12 protein-coding genes and 1 pseudogene are annotated in these 15,062 nt (G+C 72.6%); 8 read left to right on the top strand and 5 right to left on the bottom strand.

Annotated features, from left to right (window positions below; all coding sequences use genetic code 11):
• Nucleotides 1–37: 37 nt before the first annotated feature.
• Nucleotides 38–1,093, top strand: coding sequence for a LacI family DNA-binding transcriptional regulator (locus ACWD1U_RS25330; RefSeq protein WP_451110983.1), 1,056 nt, complete (start codon nt 38–40; stop codon nt 1,091–1,093).
• Between the two features lie 22 nt (nt 1,094–1,115).
• On the top strand, nt 1,116–3,056 hold the full coding sequence (locus ACWD1U_RS25325) for a DUF2264 domain-containing protein (protein WP_451110766.1): 1,941 nt from the start codon (nt 1,116–1,118) through the stop codon (nt 3,054–3,056).
• Nucleotides 3,057–3,111: 55 nt separating this feature from the next.
• Here ACWD1U_RS25325 and ACWD1U_RS25320 read toward each other — a convergent pair whose 3' ends face one another.
• From ACWD1U_RS25320 to ACWD1U_RS25305, 4 genes are all read right to left on the bottom strand, one after another.
• Entirely contained in the window at nt 3,112–4,605 is a 1,494-nt protein-coding gene (locus ACWD1U_RS25320; RefSeq protein WP_451110764.1) for a tripartite tricarboxylate transporter permease, read from the bottom strand.
• A 1-nt stretch (nt 4,606) separates the two neighbouring features.
• Nucleotides 4,607–5,146 carry a tripartite tricarboxylate transporter TctB family protein gene (locus ACWD1U_RS25315; protein WP_451110763.1) on the bottom strand — a complete coding sequence of 180 codons (540 nt, stop codon included), beginning with the start codon at nt 5,144–5,146 and terminating at the stop codon, nt 4,607–4,609.
• On the bottom strand, nt 5,143–6,126 hold the full coding sequence (locus tag ACWD1U_RS25310) for a Bug family tripartite tricarboxylate transporter substrate binding protein (protein WP_451110982.1): 984 nt from the start codon (nt 6,124–6,126) through the stop codon (nt 5,143–5,145). The genes ACWD1U_RS25315 and ACWD1U_RS25310 overlap by 4 nt, the downstream gene beginning before the upstream one ends.
• A 268-nt stretch (nt 6,127–6,394) precedes the next feature.
• Nucleotides 6,395–8,425, bottom strand: coding sequence for a flavin monoamine oxidase family protein (locus tag ACWD1U_RS25305; RefSeq protein ID WP_451110762.1), 2,031 nt, complete (start codon nt 8,423–8,425; stop codon nt 6,395–6,397).
• Nucleotides 8,426–8,707: 282 nt separating this feature from the next.
• On the opposite strand from ACWD1U_RS25305, the gene ACWD1U_RS25300 reads away from it, so the two are divergent.
• From ACWD1U_RS25300 to ACWD1U_RS25290, 3 genes are all read left to right on the top strand, one after another.
• Nucleotides 8,708–10,606 (top strand): CASTOR/POLLUX-related putative ion channel, encoded by a 1,899-nt coding sequence (locus ACWD1U_RS25300; RefSeq protein WP_451110761.1) that lies wholly within the window; start codon nt 8,708–8,710, stop codon nt 10,604–10,606.
• 142 nt (nt 10,607–10,748) lie between these two features.
• Nucleotides 10,749–10,919, top strand: a complete 171-nt coding sequence (locus ACWD1U_RS25295; RefSeq protein ID WP_338775843.1) for a hydrophobic protein — start codon at nt 10,749–10,751, stop codon at nt 10,917–10,919.
• Nucleotides 10,920–11,008: 89 nt separating this feature from the next.
• Nucleotides 11,009–11,500: a hemerythrin domain-containing protein gene (locus tag ACWD1U_RS25290; RefSeq protein ID WP_451110760.1), complete on the top strand. Its 492-nt coding sequence runs from the start codon at nt 11,009–11,011 to the stop codon at nt 11,498–11,500.
• Nucleotides 11,501–11,595: 95 nt separating this feature from the next.
• Here ACWD1U_RS25290 and ACWD1U_RS25285 read toward each other — a convergent pair.
• Nucleotides 11,596–11,832, bottom strand: a pseudogene (locus ACWD1U_RS25285) (alpha/beta hydrolase); the annotation flags it as partial.
• 427 nt (nt 11,833–12,259) lie between these two features.
• Between ACWD1U_RS25285 and ACWD1U_RS25280 the strand changes: the two are divergent.
• Genes ACWD1U_RS25280 through ACWD1U_RS25270 form a run of 3 tightly spaced genes read left to right on the top strand, consistent with a single transcriptional unit; the run spans nt 12,260 to nt 15,053 of the window.
• On the top strand, nt 12,260–13,375 hold the full coding sequence (locus tag ACWD1U_RS25280; RefSeq protein WP_451110758.1) for a Gfo/Idh/MocA family protein: 1,116 nt from the start codon (nt 12,260–12,262) through the stop codon (nt 13,373–13,375).
• Nucleotides 13,372–14,298, top strand: a complete 927-nt coding sequence (locus ACWD1U_RS25275) for a DUF6807 domain-containing protein (RefSeq protein WP_451110756.1) — start codon at nt 13,372–13,374, stop codon at nt 14,296–14,298. Before ACWD1U_RS25280 ends, ACWD1U_RS25275 begins: the two co-directional genes overlap by 4 nt.
• Nucleotides 14,292–15,053, top strand: a complete 762-nt coding sequence (locus ACWD1U_RS25270) for a cupin (protein ID WP_451110755.1) — start codon at nt 14,292–14,294, stop codon at nt 15,051–15,053. Before ACWD1U_RS25275 ends, ACWD1U_RS25270 begins: the two co-directional genes overlap by 7 nt.
• The last annotated feature ends 9 nt before the right edge of the window (nt 15,054–15,062 follow it).

The raw sequence follows: 15,062 nt of genomic DNA, 5'->3' as shown, positions 1-15,062 counted from the left end.
GTGGGCGGAAGAGGAGACGCGGGGGATGGGGAACGACATGGGTCCCAAGGGGCGGGTCACGATCCGCGAGGTCGCCGAGCGGGCGGGCGTGTCCACGGCGACCGCCTCCCGCGCGCTCAGCGGCAACCACCCGGTGCCCGCCGCGACCCGGGCCCGCGTCCTGCGCGCGGCCCGCGACCTGGACTACGTGGCCAACGCGCACGCCCGCGCCCTGGTCGGCGGTGGCCGCAAGATGGCCGCCGTCGTCGTCCGCCAGGTCACCAGCCCCTTCTACGCCCAGGTCGCCGAGGGCGTGGAGGCGGAGGCCGCCGACCGCGGCTGGCTCTGCGTGGTCGGCGCCACGGGCGGCGACGCCCAGCGCGAGATGGAGTTCGTGCAGCTCATGCGGGAGGAGGGCGCCCGGCTGGTGATCCTGGTGGGCGGGGTCGTCGAGGACGACGCCTACCGCGAGCGCGTCGCCCACTACGCCCACGCCCTCGACTCCTCCGGAGCCCGGCTCGTGCTGTGCGGCCGGCCCGCCCCCGGCCCCGACGTCCCCGCCCTGGTCGTCGAGTTCGACAACGAGGCCGGAGCCCACGCGGTCACCAGCCATCTGCTGTCGGCCGGGCACCGCAGGATCGTCTTCCTCGGCGGGCTGCCCGGCAACACCGCCCTCGACGCCCGCGTCGCCGGCTACCGGGCGGCGCTCGCCGAGCACGGGCTGCCGCCGGAGGCCGCGCACGTCGTCGACTGCGGACTCGGCCGCGCCGCCGGCCACCGCGCCATGACCGAACTCCTCAAAGGGAGACGGGAGTTCACCGCGGTGTTCGCGGGGGACGACATGGTCGCCGCCGGTGCCCTGCGCGCGATCGCCGACACCGGGCTGAGCGTCCCCGGTGACATCTCCGTCGTCGGCTACAACGACATCCCGCTCGCCGAGGACTTCAACCCGCCGCTCACCACCGTTCGCACCCCCGCCGAGGAACTCGGGCGCGCCGCCGTACGCATCGCGCTGCGCGACCCCGAGCACGCCGCCGGGGCCCACCACCTGCTCGGCACCCACATCGTCGTCCGCGACAGCGTCGGCCCGCCCCCGCCCGGGCGTGCCCTGTGACCATCGGAGGAACCACACCCGCATGAGCGCGCCGCATGTGTCGCTCCCCGACCCGACGCACCTCCCCAACCTGCCCCACCTGCCACCACCGGACCTGCTGACCTCCCCTTTCACCGGCTGGACCCGCGCCCACTGGGAGGCCGTCGCCGACCGCCTCCTCGACGCCCTCACGCCCTATGCCTCCCCGGGCCTCGCCCAGTACCGGCTCCCCGGGCCGCCCAGCCACTCCGGGTCCTGGTCCGACGGGCTGGAGGGCTTCGCCCGCTCCTTCCTCCTGGCGGCCTTCCGCATCGCCGGTGCGGGCGGGCAGGGGGTACCCGGCCTGATCGAACGGTACGCGGCCGGCCTCGCAGCCGGCACCGACCCGCACGGCCCCGACCGCTGGCCGCCCATCACCGACCGGGGCCAGCCCATGGTCGAGGCCGCGTCCCTCGCGATCGCCCTGCACGAGACCCGCCCCTGGATCTGGGACCGGCTCGACGACCGCGTACGGCAACGGGTCGCCGACTGGCTCGGCGGCTTCGTCGGAGCGATCGTCAACGACTCCAACTGGCGGCTGTTCCAGGTCATCACCGAGGAGTTCCTCGCCTCCGTCGGCGCCCCGCACAGCCGCTGTGAGATCGACGCCGGCCTCGCCCGCCTGGAGGACTGGTACCGCGGCGACGGCTGGTACACCGACGGCGACGGCCGCAAGTTCGACTACTACAACGCCTGGGCGCTGCACCTGTACCCCGTGCTGTGGGCCCGCATCGCGGGGCCGCGCGCCGACCCCCGGCTGGTGGCGGAACACCGAACACGCCTGCGGTCGTTCCTCCACGATCACCAGCACTTCTTCGGCGCCGACGGCGCACCGGTCCACCAGGGCCGTTCCCTCACCTACCGGTTCGCCACGACCGCGCCCCTGTGGGCGGGTGTTCTCGCCGGCGCCACCCCGCTGCCGCCGGGCCGCACCCGCCGCCTGGCCTCCGGGGCGTTGAAGCACTTCGCCGAGCGGGGCGTGCCCGACGACCACGGGCTGCTCACCCTCGGCTGGTACGGCCCCTTCCGCCCGGTCACCCAGCGGTACTCGGGACCTGCCTCCCCCTACTGGGCGAGCAAGGCCTTCCTCGGCCTGCTCCTGCCCGCCGGCCACCCCGTGTGGACCGAGCCCGAGGAACCCGGCCCGGTCGAGACGGACGATGTACGCCTCGCGTTGCCGGCGCCGGGCTGGCTGCTGCACTCCACCGCGGCCGACGGGATCGTACGGCTCGTCAACCACGGCAGCGACCGCCTGCCACCCCCGCCGGCCCCAGCGGACGACAGCCCGCACTACGCCCGGTTCGCCTACTCCAGCGCAACGGCCCCCGAGACACCACCGCCCCCGCACGCGGGCCCGGACAACCACATCGCGCTGCTCGCTCCCGATGGCACGCCCACCCCGCGCGGCCGGATCCACCCCCTCGGCGTCGAGGGCGGCCGGGCCGCCTCCTGGCACCGGGCCGTGCTCCCGGGCGGCCGCGAAGGGCACCGCATCGAGACGGTCAGCGTGGTGCACGGCCCCTGGGAGGTCCGGGTGCACCGCGTCGACGCGCCGCCCGGGACGCCCGTGCGCGAGGGCGGCTGGGCCATCGCCGACGACACCGGGCCGCCGACCGGCCGGACCGGCCCCGGCTGGGCGCTGACGCGCCGCTCGGACGGCCTGACCAGCGCGGTCGTCGGCCTGCACGGATGGGGCGACGAGAAGGGGGCGGTCCTGCCCGCCCACGGCAGCAACGCGTACGGCCGCCACTCGGCGACCCCCTGCCTCACACTGCCGGACCACCCCGGCGGCAGCCGGCTCCTGGTCACCCTGATCGTGCTCAGCGCCGACCCGGCGGTGTGCGGCGATCCGCACGCCCTGGTCACGGAGACCCGGGTTCGGGTCGTCGCGGACGGGGCCGCGGAGATCCGGTTCCCGGACGGGGCCTCGGAGTCGGTGCCCTGAGACATGCCGTGGGGGCGTGGCCAGGATGAGCCACGCCCCCGCATCGGCGCGCGTGTCAGGCCTCCACGCGCCTGCGCGTCACCGCCTTCCTCAGCAGCGGCCAGGCCAGCAGCAGCACGATCACCGCGTACACCGTCACCGCGAACGGCGTGTTGAACAGCCCCGTCACGCTGCCGTCGCTGATCTGGAGGGCGCGCCGCAGCTGCTGCTCGGCGTTCGGGCCGAGGATCACGCCGATGACGGCGGGCAGCACCGGCAGGCCGTAGCGACGCATGCCGAAGCCGATCAGGCCGATGACCAGCAGGATCACCAGGTCGATCACCTCACCGCCGACCGCGTACGCGCCGACCGCCGCGAAGAACATGATCCCGGCGTACAGGTACGGGCGCGGAATGCGCAGCAGCTTCGCCCACAGTGGCGCCAGCGGCAGGTTGAGCGCGAGCAGCAGCACCATGCCGACGAACAGGGAGGCGATCAGGCCCCACACCAGGTCGGGTTCGCGCTCGAAGAGCAGCGGGCCGGGCTGGATGCCGTACTGCTGGAAGGCGGCCAGCATCACGGCCGCGACCGCCGTGGTCGGCAGGCCCAGGGTCAGCATCGACACCAGGGTGCCCGCCGCCGAGGCCGACGCCGCCGACTCCGGGCCGGCCACGCCCTCGATGGCGCCCTTGCCCCACTCGTCCTTGTGCTTCGACAGGCGCTTCTCCGTCACGTACGACAGGAAGGTCGGGATCTCCGCGCCGCCCGCCGGGATCGCGCCGAACGGGAAACCGATGAACGGGCCGCGCAGCCACGACTTCCACGTGCGGTCCACATCCCCGCGCCCCAGCCACGGACGCCCCACCGGGATCGGCTCCGGCGGGCTGCGCCGCAGGTGCGCCGCCACCCACAGGGCCTCGCCGATCGCGAACAGACCGACCGCGACGATCACCACGTCGATACCGTCGGCCAGTTGGAGCGAGCCGAAGGTCAGGCGCTGCTGGCCGGTCATCTGGTCCAGGCCCACCAGGCCCAGCGTGAGGCCGATGAGCAGGGAGGCGAGGCCCCGGATGCGGGACGAGCCCAGCACCGATGTCACCGCGATGAACGCCAGCACCATGATGGCGAAGTAGTCCGGCGCGCCGATGTCCACGGCCAGTTCGGCGACCGTCGGGGCGAGCGCGACCAGCAGGATCGTGCCGATCAGGCCGCCCGCGAAGTGCCCGACGGCGGCCGCCGCCAGAGCCTGCGCGCCGCGCCCGGACTTGGCCATGGGGTTGCCCTCCATGGCCGCCACCACCGCCGCGCTCTCGCCGGGCGTGTTGAGCAGGATGGAGGTGGTCGAGCCGCCGAACATCGCGCCGTAGTAGATGCCCGCGAACATGATGAACGCGCCGGTCGGTTCGAGCCCGTACGTCACCGGCAGCAGCAGCGCGACCGCCATCGCCGGGCCGATGCCGGGCAGCACGCCGATCGCCGTGCCGAGCAGCACGCCGATGACGGCCCACAGCAGGTTGACCGGGGTGAGGGCCGTACCGAAGCCGTCCAGAAGGGAGTTGAACGCATCCATGTCACAGCACTCCCATCAGCGGACCGCCGGGCAGGGGCACTCCGAGCAGGTTGTTGAAGACCACGTAGGTGACGAGGGACAGCCCGGCCGCGATGAGCGGATCGCGGTCGATCCTGCGGCTGCCGAGCGCGAACGCCGCACCCCAGAACAGCAGCGCGCCCGCGACGGGAAAGCCGAGCGGCTCGATCAGCACGGCCGAGCCGAGGAACACCCCGGACAGCAGCAGCACCGTGCGCCAGTCGGCGGGTTCCGACAGGTCGACGTCCTCGCCGGTCTCGGCCTGGCCCCGACCGCCGCGCAGCACGTCCACGGCGAGCAGGGCGGCGATCACCAGCAGTCCGGCGCCGACCACGATCGGCACGGTCTTCGGGCCGATCGGGCCGCGCTGGGCGATGTCGACGTCCATGGTGAGCGCGTCCGTCAGGACGAGCACGCCCAGTACCAGCAGCAGCACGCACACGCCGAGTTCGGAGTGCTCGCGCAGCCACGCGCGCCGCTCGCTGCGTTCGGCCGGGGGAATCCCGGTGGTCCGCGTCGTCACAGTCCCAGCTCCTTCAGCACCGACACCACGCGCTTGTCCTCGGCGTCGAGGAACGCGCCGAACTTCTCACCGGTGAGGAAGGCGTCGTCCCAGCCGTTCTGCTCCAGGGACTTCCGCCACTCGTCCGAGTCGTGCAGCTCCTCGATCAGCCGCACGAGCTTGTCGCGCTCCCCGTCGGTCAGGCCGGGCGGGGCGACGATGCCACGCCAGTTGGTGAAGTTCACGTCGTAGCCCGCCTCCTTCAGCGTCGGCGCGTCCAGCCCCTCGACGCGCTCGGGGCCGGTAACCGCCAGGAGGCGCAGCTCGCCAGCCTTGATCTGGTCCAGGTACTCGCCGACGCCGGACACGCCGAAGGCGACCTTGTTGCCGAGGATCGACGCGAGCAGCTCGCCGCCGCCGTCGAACGGGATGTAGTTGACCTGTTTCGGGGAAATCCCGGCGGCCCGCGCCATCAGCATCGGCGCGAGGTGGTCGGGCCCGCCGGGCGACGAGCCACCGCCCACCGGGAGCTTGCCCGGGTTCTCCTTCCAGGCGCCGATGAGATCGTCGATCGTCTTGTACGGGGAGTCCTTGGCGACCACGACGACGTCCTGCTCCTCGGTGAGCCGGGCGATCGGAGTGGTGTCGCCGAGCGTCTTCGGCGCGTCGTTGGAACGGACGGCGCCCACGACCCCGAGGCCCATGGACATGGCGAGCTTGCCGTTGCCGTGCTCGCTCACCAGCCGGCTCAGCCCGACCGTGCCGCCGGCGCCGGGCAGGTTGAACACCTCGATGTTGTGGGTCAGTTCGGCTTCCTCGGCGTTCTTCGCGGCCGTACGGGCCGTGATGTCGTAACCGCCGCCGGGCGTGTTGGGGACCATGAAGCGCAGGCCCGGGATCTGTGTGCCGGTCTCGGAGCCGCTGCCGGTGGTCAGCAGCGGTGGTCCGACGAGCACGAGCACGGCGGCCCCGAGCAGGGCGAGGGGGGTGCGCAGGCGCACGAGTGCCACCACCTGTCGGTACGTCGTTGCGGGTGGGTAAAGGCCCTGTGGGGGAGGGTGATGTGGGCCACATGCTGCACCGAGCGCCGACCGGCTGTCTCTCTTGCGGAACCAACGGAGGTTTTGGTCTTTGCGGTCGCCGCCCGCACCTCCGCCTCCGCTCCGTCACCGGAGCGGCTCCCGGTGGCAGGGAAGCCGTACCCCGGGAACCGAAGAGCCCCGGCGCCGGTGCGCCGGGGCCCTCGCCTGCATGGCGGTTCAGCGACTTCTACGCCGTGTGGACCTCCAGGGCCGCCCGCACGGCGGATTCCAGGGCTCCCTCGATCCACGCCGGCTTGACGGACGTGTGGTCCCCGGCGAAGTGCAACGGCCCCTCCCGCACGGGGATGGCGGGCAGCAGCTCCGTGTGCTGACCGGGCAGGAGCACGGACGCCTCCCCGTAGGCGTAGGGGTCGCGCAACCAGCTCTGCGTGCGGCCCGCGCCGGTGTAGAAGACTTCGATGCGCCGGCCGTAGACCTGCTGGAGGCCGCACAGAGCGTGCGGGTACCGTGCCTCGTCGTCCAGGGAGTCCCAGCGCAGCGCGTCGTCCGCCCAGCTGTAGGAAGCCAGGACCACACCCCCCGCGCTGCCCGGAACCGGATGGGAGGGGTGGAACATGAAGCGGTTGGCGTTGTCCGACACCGAACCGCCCCCCACGACGTCGACGGCCTCCGGCTGGTCGCGGGTGATCGAGCGGTTGGCGGCGTAGTGGGTGCGCTGACCCGCCGTGATGTGCCCGTCGGGCACGGAGGGGTGGGCGCCGAGCAGGCTGCCGTCGTCGGCGGCGCGGCCGGTGCGGTAGGCGTCGTAGAGGTCCGGGTCCACGGCGTTCAGCTCGCGCTTCCAGTCGGCTTCGTCGAACTCCCACCAGCGGCGGCTGAACTCCAGCAGCACCTTGGTCGCGGTGTCGTAGTGCAGTTCGCAGACCGCGCGGCGCTTGCCGTACGACAGCGGCGGGTCGATCTGTACGTGGCGCAGCCCGGAGAACGGCACCGTGACCACGGCGACGTCCCCGGTGAACTGCTCGCGGACGACGGGTCCGTCGCGCCCCTCGGACACGGTGTCCACCCACACGTTCGGCCCCTTGCTGCGCACGTGCTCGGTGTCCCGCGAAGGGCGGTCGGGGTGGTGGTACTGGACGCGGGTGACACGGCGGTCGAACCGCACCTGCTTGCGGACGCGCTCCAGCAGGGCGTCCGGCAGTACTGCCGTGCCGCCCTCCAGCTCGTAGAACGGCGTGTCGGGGCTGATGAGGGAGGAGCCGATGAAGCTGTGGATGAAGGACAGCGGGAGGCGTGAGGTGAGGTTCTCCAGGGTGCCGATCAGGTCGATGGTCCGCTCGTCGAGCCCCGCGTGCTCGGTGAGGAAGCGGAACATCGACCAGTCACCGAACCGCTGCACCACGCGGGCCCAGCCCCGAAGCCGTTCCGGGAGCGGTTTGTCGACCCGCTTGCCGTCGGAGCCGACGTAACTGAACTCGTCGCGCACCGGGTTCAGCGCGGAGCGCAGGATGGCGGCGGCGGGGGTGTCCCAGTGGGCCTTGGGGACACCGAAGGACCGGTTCACGCGCCGGGGCGCGCGGGCATAGTCGGCGCGCCGCACTCGGATGCCGTTGACGTGGATCCAGGTGCGGCCGGCGGGACGTCCCTCGCCGTCGACGTCGACGTAGTGGAAACGCCGCTTCTTCAAACCGAACTGGTCGATCAGCTCCATCACCAGGGGATGGCTGCCGGGGATGCGCATCGCGCCGGCCTCGGCGTACTGGCGGGGATCGGCGAAGGGCTGCTCGGCGCCCTCGTGGCCGCCGCTGCGGAAGGTCTTGATGCGGCCGCCCGCGCGGTTGCCGTTGGCCTCCAGGACCGTCACCCGGTGACCTGCCTCCTTCAGCAGCCAGGCGGCCACCAGCCCGGCCGGACCGGCGCCGATGACGAGGACGTTCTTGGGACGGGTCCGTCGCTGATCCGGCAGTCCCTTCTTCAGGACGCGCTGGTAACGCGGAACGAGGGGGCGGTCGTCGGAGTCCAGGACGAGGAGTGCGCGGGCGACGGCGAGGCACCGGTCGAAGTCGGCGCCCCGGCTGTCGCCCGGTGCGGCCGGTACCGCCGGTGCGGCTGGTGCGGCTGGTGCGGCTGGTGCGGGCAGAGCGGTGGCGGGGCCGCCGGTCAGGGCCGTCGCCACCGTGGCCGTGCCGGCCACCGCCGCGAAGCTCCGCCGCGAGAAACCGCCGTCCGAACGCACCACCGCGTGATCTTCAGTCATGGCGGCCTTTGTACTGGCGGCCACGCCCCGGCGCCGCCCTTCGTCCGGGCCTTGCCCCGAAGGAGCGAAGTCCGCGGCAAACGCTGACGTCACAGCCGATCCGCCGACGCGGACGCCTCGGGAACCCGAAGGGATGAATGAGGAGGGAACTGCCTCTGCCGCCGCGATAGAGCGCCCACACTGCGACATGCGTATCCACATCCGTGCTCTCCGGCCGTCCCGCGCGTCGCGTACGCGGCGCCGACCGGCCGCACGAGAGTCCGGGGCGACGGAGGGGGAAGGGTGGCGCAGCGGCGCACTCCGGTCGGTGACCGAGCCCGTTACTGGTTCGACAGCACGCTGGCCCGCGGTGCATCCGCCTTGGTCGGCTGGATGGCGCTGCTGTGCCTGGCCGTCGTCGTCCCGGCCAGTGCGGTGGTGGTGTGGACCGATCCCGACGCGCCGGCGTCCCTGCCGGACCGGCTGGCGCAGGTGTGGCACCTCACCGGGCAGACCCTGCGGCTGGGCGGTGCGACGGGTACGCCGCTGCGCGTGATGATGTCGGTGCTGCTCGCGCTGGTCGCGTTGCTGTACGTCTCGACGCTGGTCGGCCTGATCACGACGGCGCTCACGGAGCGGCTCACCGCGTTGCGGCGTGGCCGGTCCACCGTGCTCGAACGCGGGCACGTCGTGGTCCTCGGGTGGTCGGAGCAGGTCTTCACGGTGGTGAGCGAGCTGGTGGCCGCCAACGCCAACCAGCGGCGCGCGGCGGTGGCGGTGCTGGCGGACCGGGACAAGACCGCCATGGAGGAGGCCCTGAGCACGAAGGTGGGCCCCGTCGGCCGTACGCGGCTGATCTGCCGCAGCGGCCCCACCACCGACCCCGCCGTGCTCACCCTCACCAGTCCGTCGACGGCCGGTGTCGTGCTGGTCCTGCCTCGCGACGAGCCCGATGCCGACGCCGAGGTGGTCAAGACGCTGCTGGCGCTCAGGGCAGCCCTGGCCGGGGAGGCGACCCGTCCGCCCGTCGTCGCCGCCGTCCGGGACGACCGCTACCGACTGGCCGCCTGTCTCGCCGCCGGGCCGGGTGGTGTCGTCCTGGAGAGCGACACCGTCACGGCCCGGCTGATCGTCCAGGCCGCCCGCCGCCCCGGGCTCTCCCTGGTCCACCAGGAGCTCCTCGACTTCGCCGGCGACGAGTTCTACCTGGTCACCGAACCGGCCCTGGCGGGCCGCCCGTTCGGGGACGCGCTGTTGTCCTACCCGACGTCGAGCGTCGTCGGGATGGTGCGTGGAGACACCCCTCTGCTCAACCCGCCACCGCAGACGCCCATCGCTGCGGACGACCTGCTCGTCGTCATCTCCCGGGACGACGACACGGTCTGGCCGGCCGACTGCGCGGAGTGGGTCGAGAAGGCGGCGATGGCGTCCGGCCCCGCCACGCCCGCGCGGCCGGAGCGGGTCCTCCTGCTGGGCTGGAACCGCCGGGCGCCGCTCATGGTCGACCAACTGCGCCGCCGGGCCCGGCCCGGATCAGCCGTCGACGTGGTGGCGGACGGTGGTGACGCGACGGTCCGGCAGGTGAGCGAGGCCGGCGCACACCACGGCGCCGACCTGACCCTGACCCTCCACCAGGGGGACGTCACCCGCCCCGAGACCCTGCGGCGTCTGGACGTCCACTCCTACGACAGCGTGATCGTGCTCGGCCAGGACCCCGTTCCCGGGCAGCCGCCGGACGACCCCGACAACCGCACGCTCGTCACCCTCCTGCTGCTGCGACAGCTGGAGGAGGCCACCGGGCGCGAAGTGCCCGTCGTCACCGAGCTGATCGACGACCGCAACCGGGCGCTGGCCCCCGTCAGTCCCGGAGCCGACGTGATCATCAGCGGTAAGCTCCTCGGCCTGCTCATGGCGCAGATCTCCCAGAACCGGCACCTGGCGGCGGTCTTCGAGGAGCTGTTCTCCGCCGACGGCACCGGCGTCCGCCTGCGGCCGGCGAGCGACTACGTGCTGCCGGGCTGCGAGACGACCTTCGCCACCGTCGTGGCAGCGGCACGGCAGCGCGGCGAATGCGCCATCGGCTACCGAAGCCACGACGAGGCGTCGACGAGTCCCGGCCACGGCGTGCGCATCAACCCGCCCAAAGCGGAGCGCCGCCGCTGGACGACCGGGGACGAGGTGGTCGTCGTGGGCAGGGACTGACGCCGGTTGGCCTGATCGGGTTCCGGCCGCCTCCGCTCGGTCAAATCGATGCAGGTGCCCGTGATCCGGGTGGAGAAACGCAGTGATTCGACCGTGTGTTCGCCAAAGAGCCGGGCACCAGGAGTGGCGGAGGTAGATAACTATGGTTCCTTTGCTTCTCGTCCTGCTGCTGGCCCTGATCCTGTTCGGCGCGGGCTTCGCGCTGAAGGCCCTGTGGTGGCTCGCGGTGATCGTGCTGGTGCTGTGGCTGCTCGGCTTCGTCCTGCGCAGCGTGGACAGCGGTGGCCGCAAGGGTCGCTGGTATCGCTGGTAGACCGGCAGGCCCGCCCAGGGCGCACAGAACGTCAGGAACGGGTACATGGAAATGGCCCGATTCTCTTGCACGAAAGGGGTTCCTGTTCCATGGCCGATGCACAAGACATCGTAGAGCTCATTCTCCAGGACCACCGGCGCATGGAAGACCTCTTCCGTCAGATGCGCAGCGTCGAAGCCGACCGTGAGGGTGCGCTGCGGGAATTCGCAGACCTGCTGATCGCGCACGCGCTGGCCGAGGAGGCCAAGGTCTACCCGGCGCTCAAGCGGTACAAGAACATCGACGACGAAGAGGTCGAGCACGGCGAGCACGAGCACGACGAGGGCAACGAGGCCCTCTTGGAGCTCCTCGAGGTCGAGGAGGTCGGCTCCGACGAGTGGGACGAAAAGCTCGAGGGGCTGGTGGAGGCCGTCACCCACCACGCCGACGAAGAGGAGCGCACCATCCTCAACGGTGCGCGGGAGAACGTGACGATGGAGCGGCGGGAGGAGCTGGGCCTGGCGTTCTGGCAGGAGCGTGAGCGTCAGCTGAAGGCCGGCTGCGGTTCCGTGGACAACGTGCGCAAGATCGTCGAGTCCTGAGGCGAGCCGACCGGTCCTGACGACCGGCCCCTCGTCGCCGGCTGCCGGAGCCCGGACCGGAAACGGTCCGGGCTCCGGCGTTCGCACCGTGCGTCCTAGCCGTGCGCGTGCGCCCCGCAGTCGATGTCCCGCCCCGGCAGCCGGCCCGTGGCCAGGTGCGCGTTGACCGCGTCGTCGACGCACGGCACGCCGTGGACGCCGTACACCGCGTGCTGGTCGGCGCCGTGCAGGGTGACCAGGCGCGAGGAGGGCCACATGGTGCGCACCGACTTGGCGCCGGCGTAGTCGGTGCGCGGGTCTCCGGTGGCGTTGACGAGCAGGGCGGGCAGGTCGTCGCGGACCGTGGTCGGGCGTTCGTGCGGCCTGTCCCAGAAGGCGCACGGGTTGAGGTTGCCTGTCCCAGAAGGCGCACGGGTTGAGGTTGTGGGTCACGGGCGCGAACAGCGGGTCCTGTGCGCGGGCGCGCTTCCCGGTGGCCGCCGAGCCGCAGCGGGGTGCGGGCGGCGGCTCTGCGGCCCGGTCCACGGCCGCCAGCACCTCGCCGCGCCGTGGGGTCAGCCCCCGTGCGGAGGCGGGGAGTGCCGTTCGGTGGCCGTGGCAACAAACCGGAAAGTCTGCCCCAAGCTGGGAGAACGCACGGGCGGACCTTGTGCAGGTCGCTGCAGGGGGGTTGTCCAGACATTCTCTCGCGCCTAGGGTCGCCTTCCGAGTGCAAGCGCTTTCCAAGCGTGTGTCCGCCGGCCGTCCGAGGAGCGCCGCATGTCCTTGTCCCCCACTCGCCGCCGCGTGGCCGTCGTCGGCACCGGAGCCATCGTCAGCGGCAGTCATCTGCCCGCCCTGCGGGCCCACTCCGACCGGGTGGAGCTGGTGGCCGCCGTCGACGTGGACCAGGAGCGGCTGGACGCGTTCCGCGAGCTGGCCGGCGACCAGGTCGCCGGGTACACCTCGGTGGAGGCGATGCTGGACGCCGTACGCCCCGACCTGGTGCTCATCGGGACGCCGCCCGCCCTGCACCGCGACCAGACGGTCGCCGCGCTCAAGGCGGGCGCCTGGGTGCTGTGCGAGAAGCCGCTCACCCTCTCGCTCGCCGAGTACGACGAGATCGCCGCCGCCGAGGATGCCTCGGGCGCGTACGCGGCGGTCGTCTTCCAGCACCGCTACGGCTCCGGCGCGGTGCACGCCCGCGAACTGATCACCAGCGGTGAGCTGGGCGCCCCGCTGGTCGCGCACTGCCAGACGACCTGGCACCGGGACGCGGCGTACTACGCGGTGCCGTGGCGCGGCAAGTGGGCCAGCGAGGGCGGCGGGCCGACCATGGGTCACGGCATCCACCAGTACGACCTGTTGCTGCACCTGCTCGGCGAGTGGGAGGAGATCCGGGCGATGGCAACCCGGCTCGTGCACGACACCGAGAGCGAGGACGTCTCCACCGCGCTGGTGCGCTTCAGGAGCGGCGCCCTCGCCACCGTCGTCAACAGCGTGCTCTCCCCTGACGAGGTCAGCCGCATCCGCATCGACTGCGCCGACGCCACCGTCGAGCTGACACACCTGTACGGCCACACCAACGACAGCTGGGCCTACACCCCGGCCCCGCACGTCGCCTCCGAGCGCGCCACCGCATGGCGCGCCCCCGCGAACGACGTGCCCAGCTCGCACACGGCCCAGCTGGGCGCTCTCCTCGACGCCTACGACACCGGCACCCGTCCACCGGGCAGCGGCCGGGACGCCCGCGCCACCCTCGAGTTCGCCGCCGCCCTGTACAAGGCGGCGTTCACCAACCGCTCCGTCCACGCGGGGGAGATCGGCCCCGGCGACCCCTTCTACGAGGCCATGCATGGCGAGCACCCCGACTGGGCCCCCAAGGAGCGCGCATGAGCATCCGAGTCACCCACACCCACGGCGAGGACATCGCCGTCATAGCGGCGAACGGCACGGAGATCCTGCGCTACGTCTATCGCCCCGACCCGGATCCGTTCGAGGCCCGCAAGCCGTACGCCCACCCGGTGCGCACGCTGTCCGGCCGCACGGTCACCGGCTACCGCCCCAACGACCACCGCTGGCACAAGGGCCTGCAGATGACCGCGAGCCATCTGTCCGGCCAGAACTTCTGGGGCGGCAACTGCTACGTCCACGGCCAGGGCTATCTCCGCCTGCCCGAGCGCGTCGGCTCCATGCGGCACGACGGCTTCCAGGAGTTCACGGTCGAGGACGACCGCCTCGCCTTCACCGAGGAGCTCACCTGGGTCGAGAACGGCGGCGAGGAGTGGGCGCGCGAGGTGCGGGGGCTGACCGTCCACTCGGTGGACGAGGAGGCCGGCGCCTGGGCCCTGGACTGGTCGATCCGCCTCACCAACGTCCGTTCCGAGCCCCTCGCCTTCGGATCCCCGACCACCGCGGGCCGCGAGATGGCCGGCTACACCGGACTCCAGTGGCGCGGCCCGCGCGACTTCGCCGGCGGCACGGTCTTCGCCCCGGACACCGACGCCGACGCCGGGAAGCTCATGGGCACCCAGGGCCCCTGGCTCGCCTTCACCACCGAGCACGACGACGTCGACGGCCACTCCACCCTCGTCTTCGCGCACGCGCCGGAGAACCTCGACGAGACGTCCGCGATCCACGAGTCGCACTGGTTCGTCCGCTCCGAGCCCTTCCCGACGGTCGCCTTCTCCTGGGCGTTCTTCGAGGAGTTCGAGCTTCCGCCGGGCGAGTCCTTCGCCTACCGCTACCGGCTCGTCGTCGCCGACGGCGCCTGGGACCGCGACCGGGTCGGCACGCACCTGGAGGGCCTGCCGTGGTGAACGACGCGAAGCCCGCCCTGCCGCACCCGCTGCCCGGCGCGATCGGCCTGTCCCATCTGAGCGCCTACGACTGGGAGGCCGCCGACGGCGTCTGCGGCGGCAGCCCGCATCTGCACCTGGTGTGCACCGAGGCGTACGTCGTCACCGGCGGCCGGGGCGCGGTGCAGACACTGAGCCCCGACGGCTACCGGGACATCCCGCTGGAGCCGGGCTCCGTCGCCTGGTTCACGCCGGGCACCGTGCACCGCATGGTGCAGGGCGGCGATCTGCGCATCACCGTGCTGATGCAGAACAGCGGCCTGCCCGAGGCAGGGGACGCCGTGTTCACCTTCCCGCCCGAGGTGCTCGCCGACCCCGAGAAGTACGCCGCCGTGGCGACCCTGCCGCCCGGCACGGGACCGGAGACGGCGGCGGCCGCCCAGCGCCGCCGGGACCTCGCCGTGGAGGGCTACCTCGCCCTGCGCGAGGCGCTCGTCGCCGGCGACAACGGCCCGTACCTGGAGTTCCAGCGCGCCGCCGCCCGCATCGTGCGGGAGAAGGTGCCCACCTGGCGCGAGCTGTGGCGGGCGGGCGCCCTGGCCACCGCCGAACGCACCGGCGCCCAGCTCGACGCGCTGGCCGACGGCGAGCCCGCCTACCTCGGCGAGGCCACCGCCTACGAGGCCGCGCCCACCCGGCTCGGCGGCTTCGGCATGTGCGGCCGGCGCGACGAGTACAACCTGCCCGGGACGACGCTGCCGTACCAGGGCGAGTAACAGAGCGAG

It is taken from the genome of Streptomyces sp. NPDC002788, assembly GCF_053592115.1.
The sequence above is the reverse complement of the archived record's forward strand: the minus strand, read 5'-3'. Positions and strand labels throughout refer to the sequence as shown.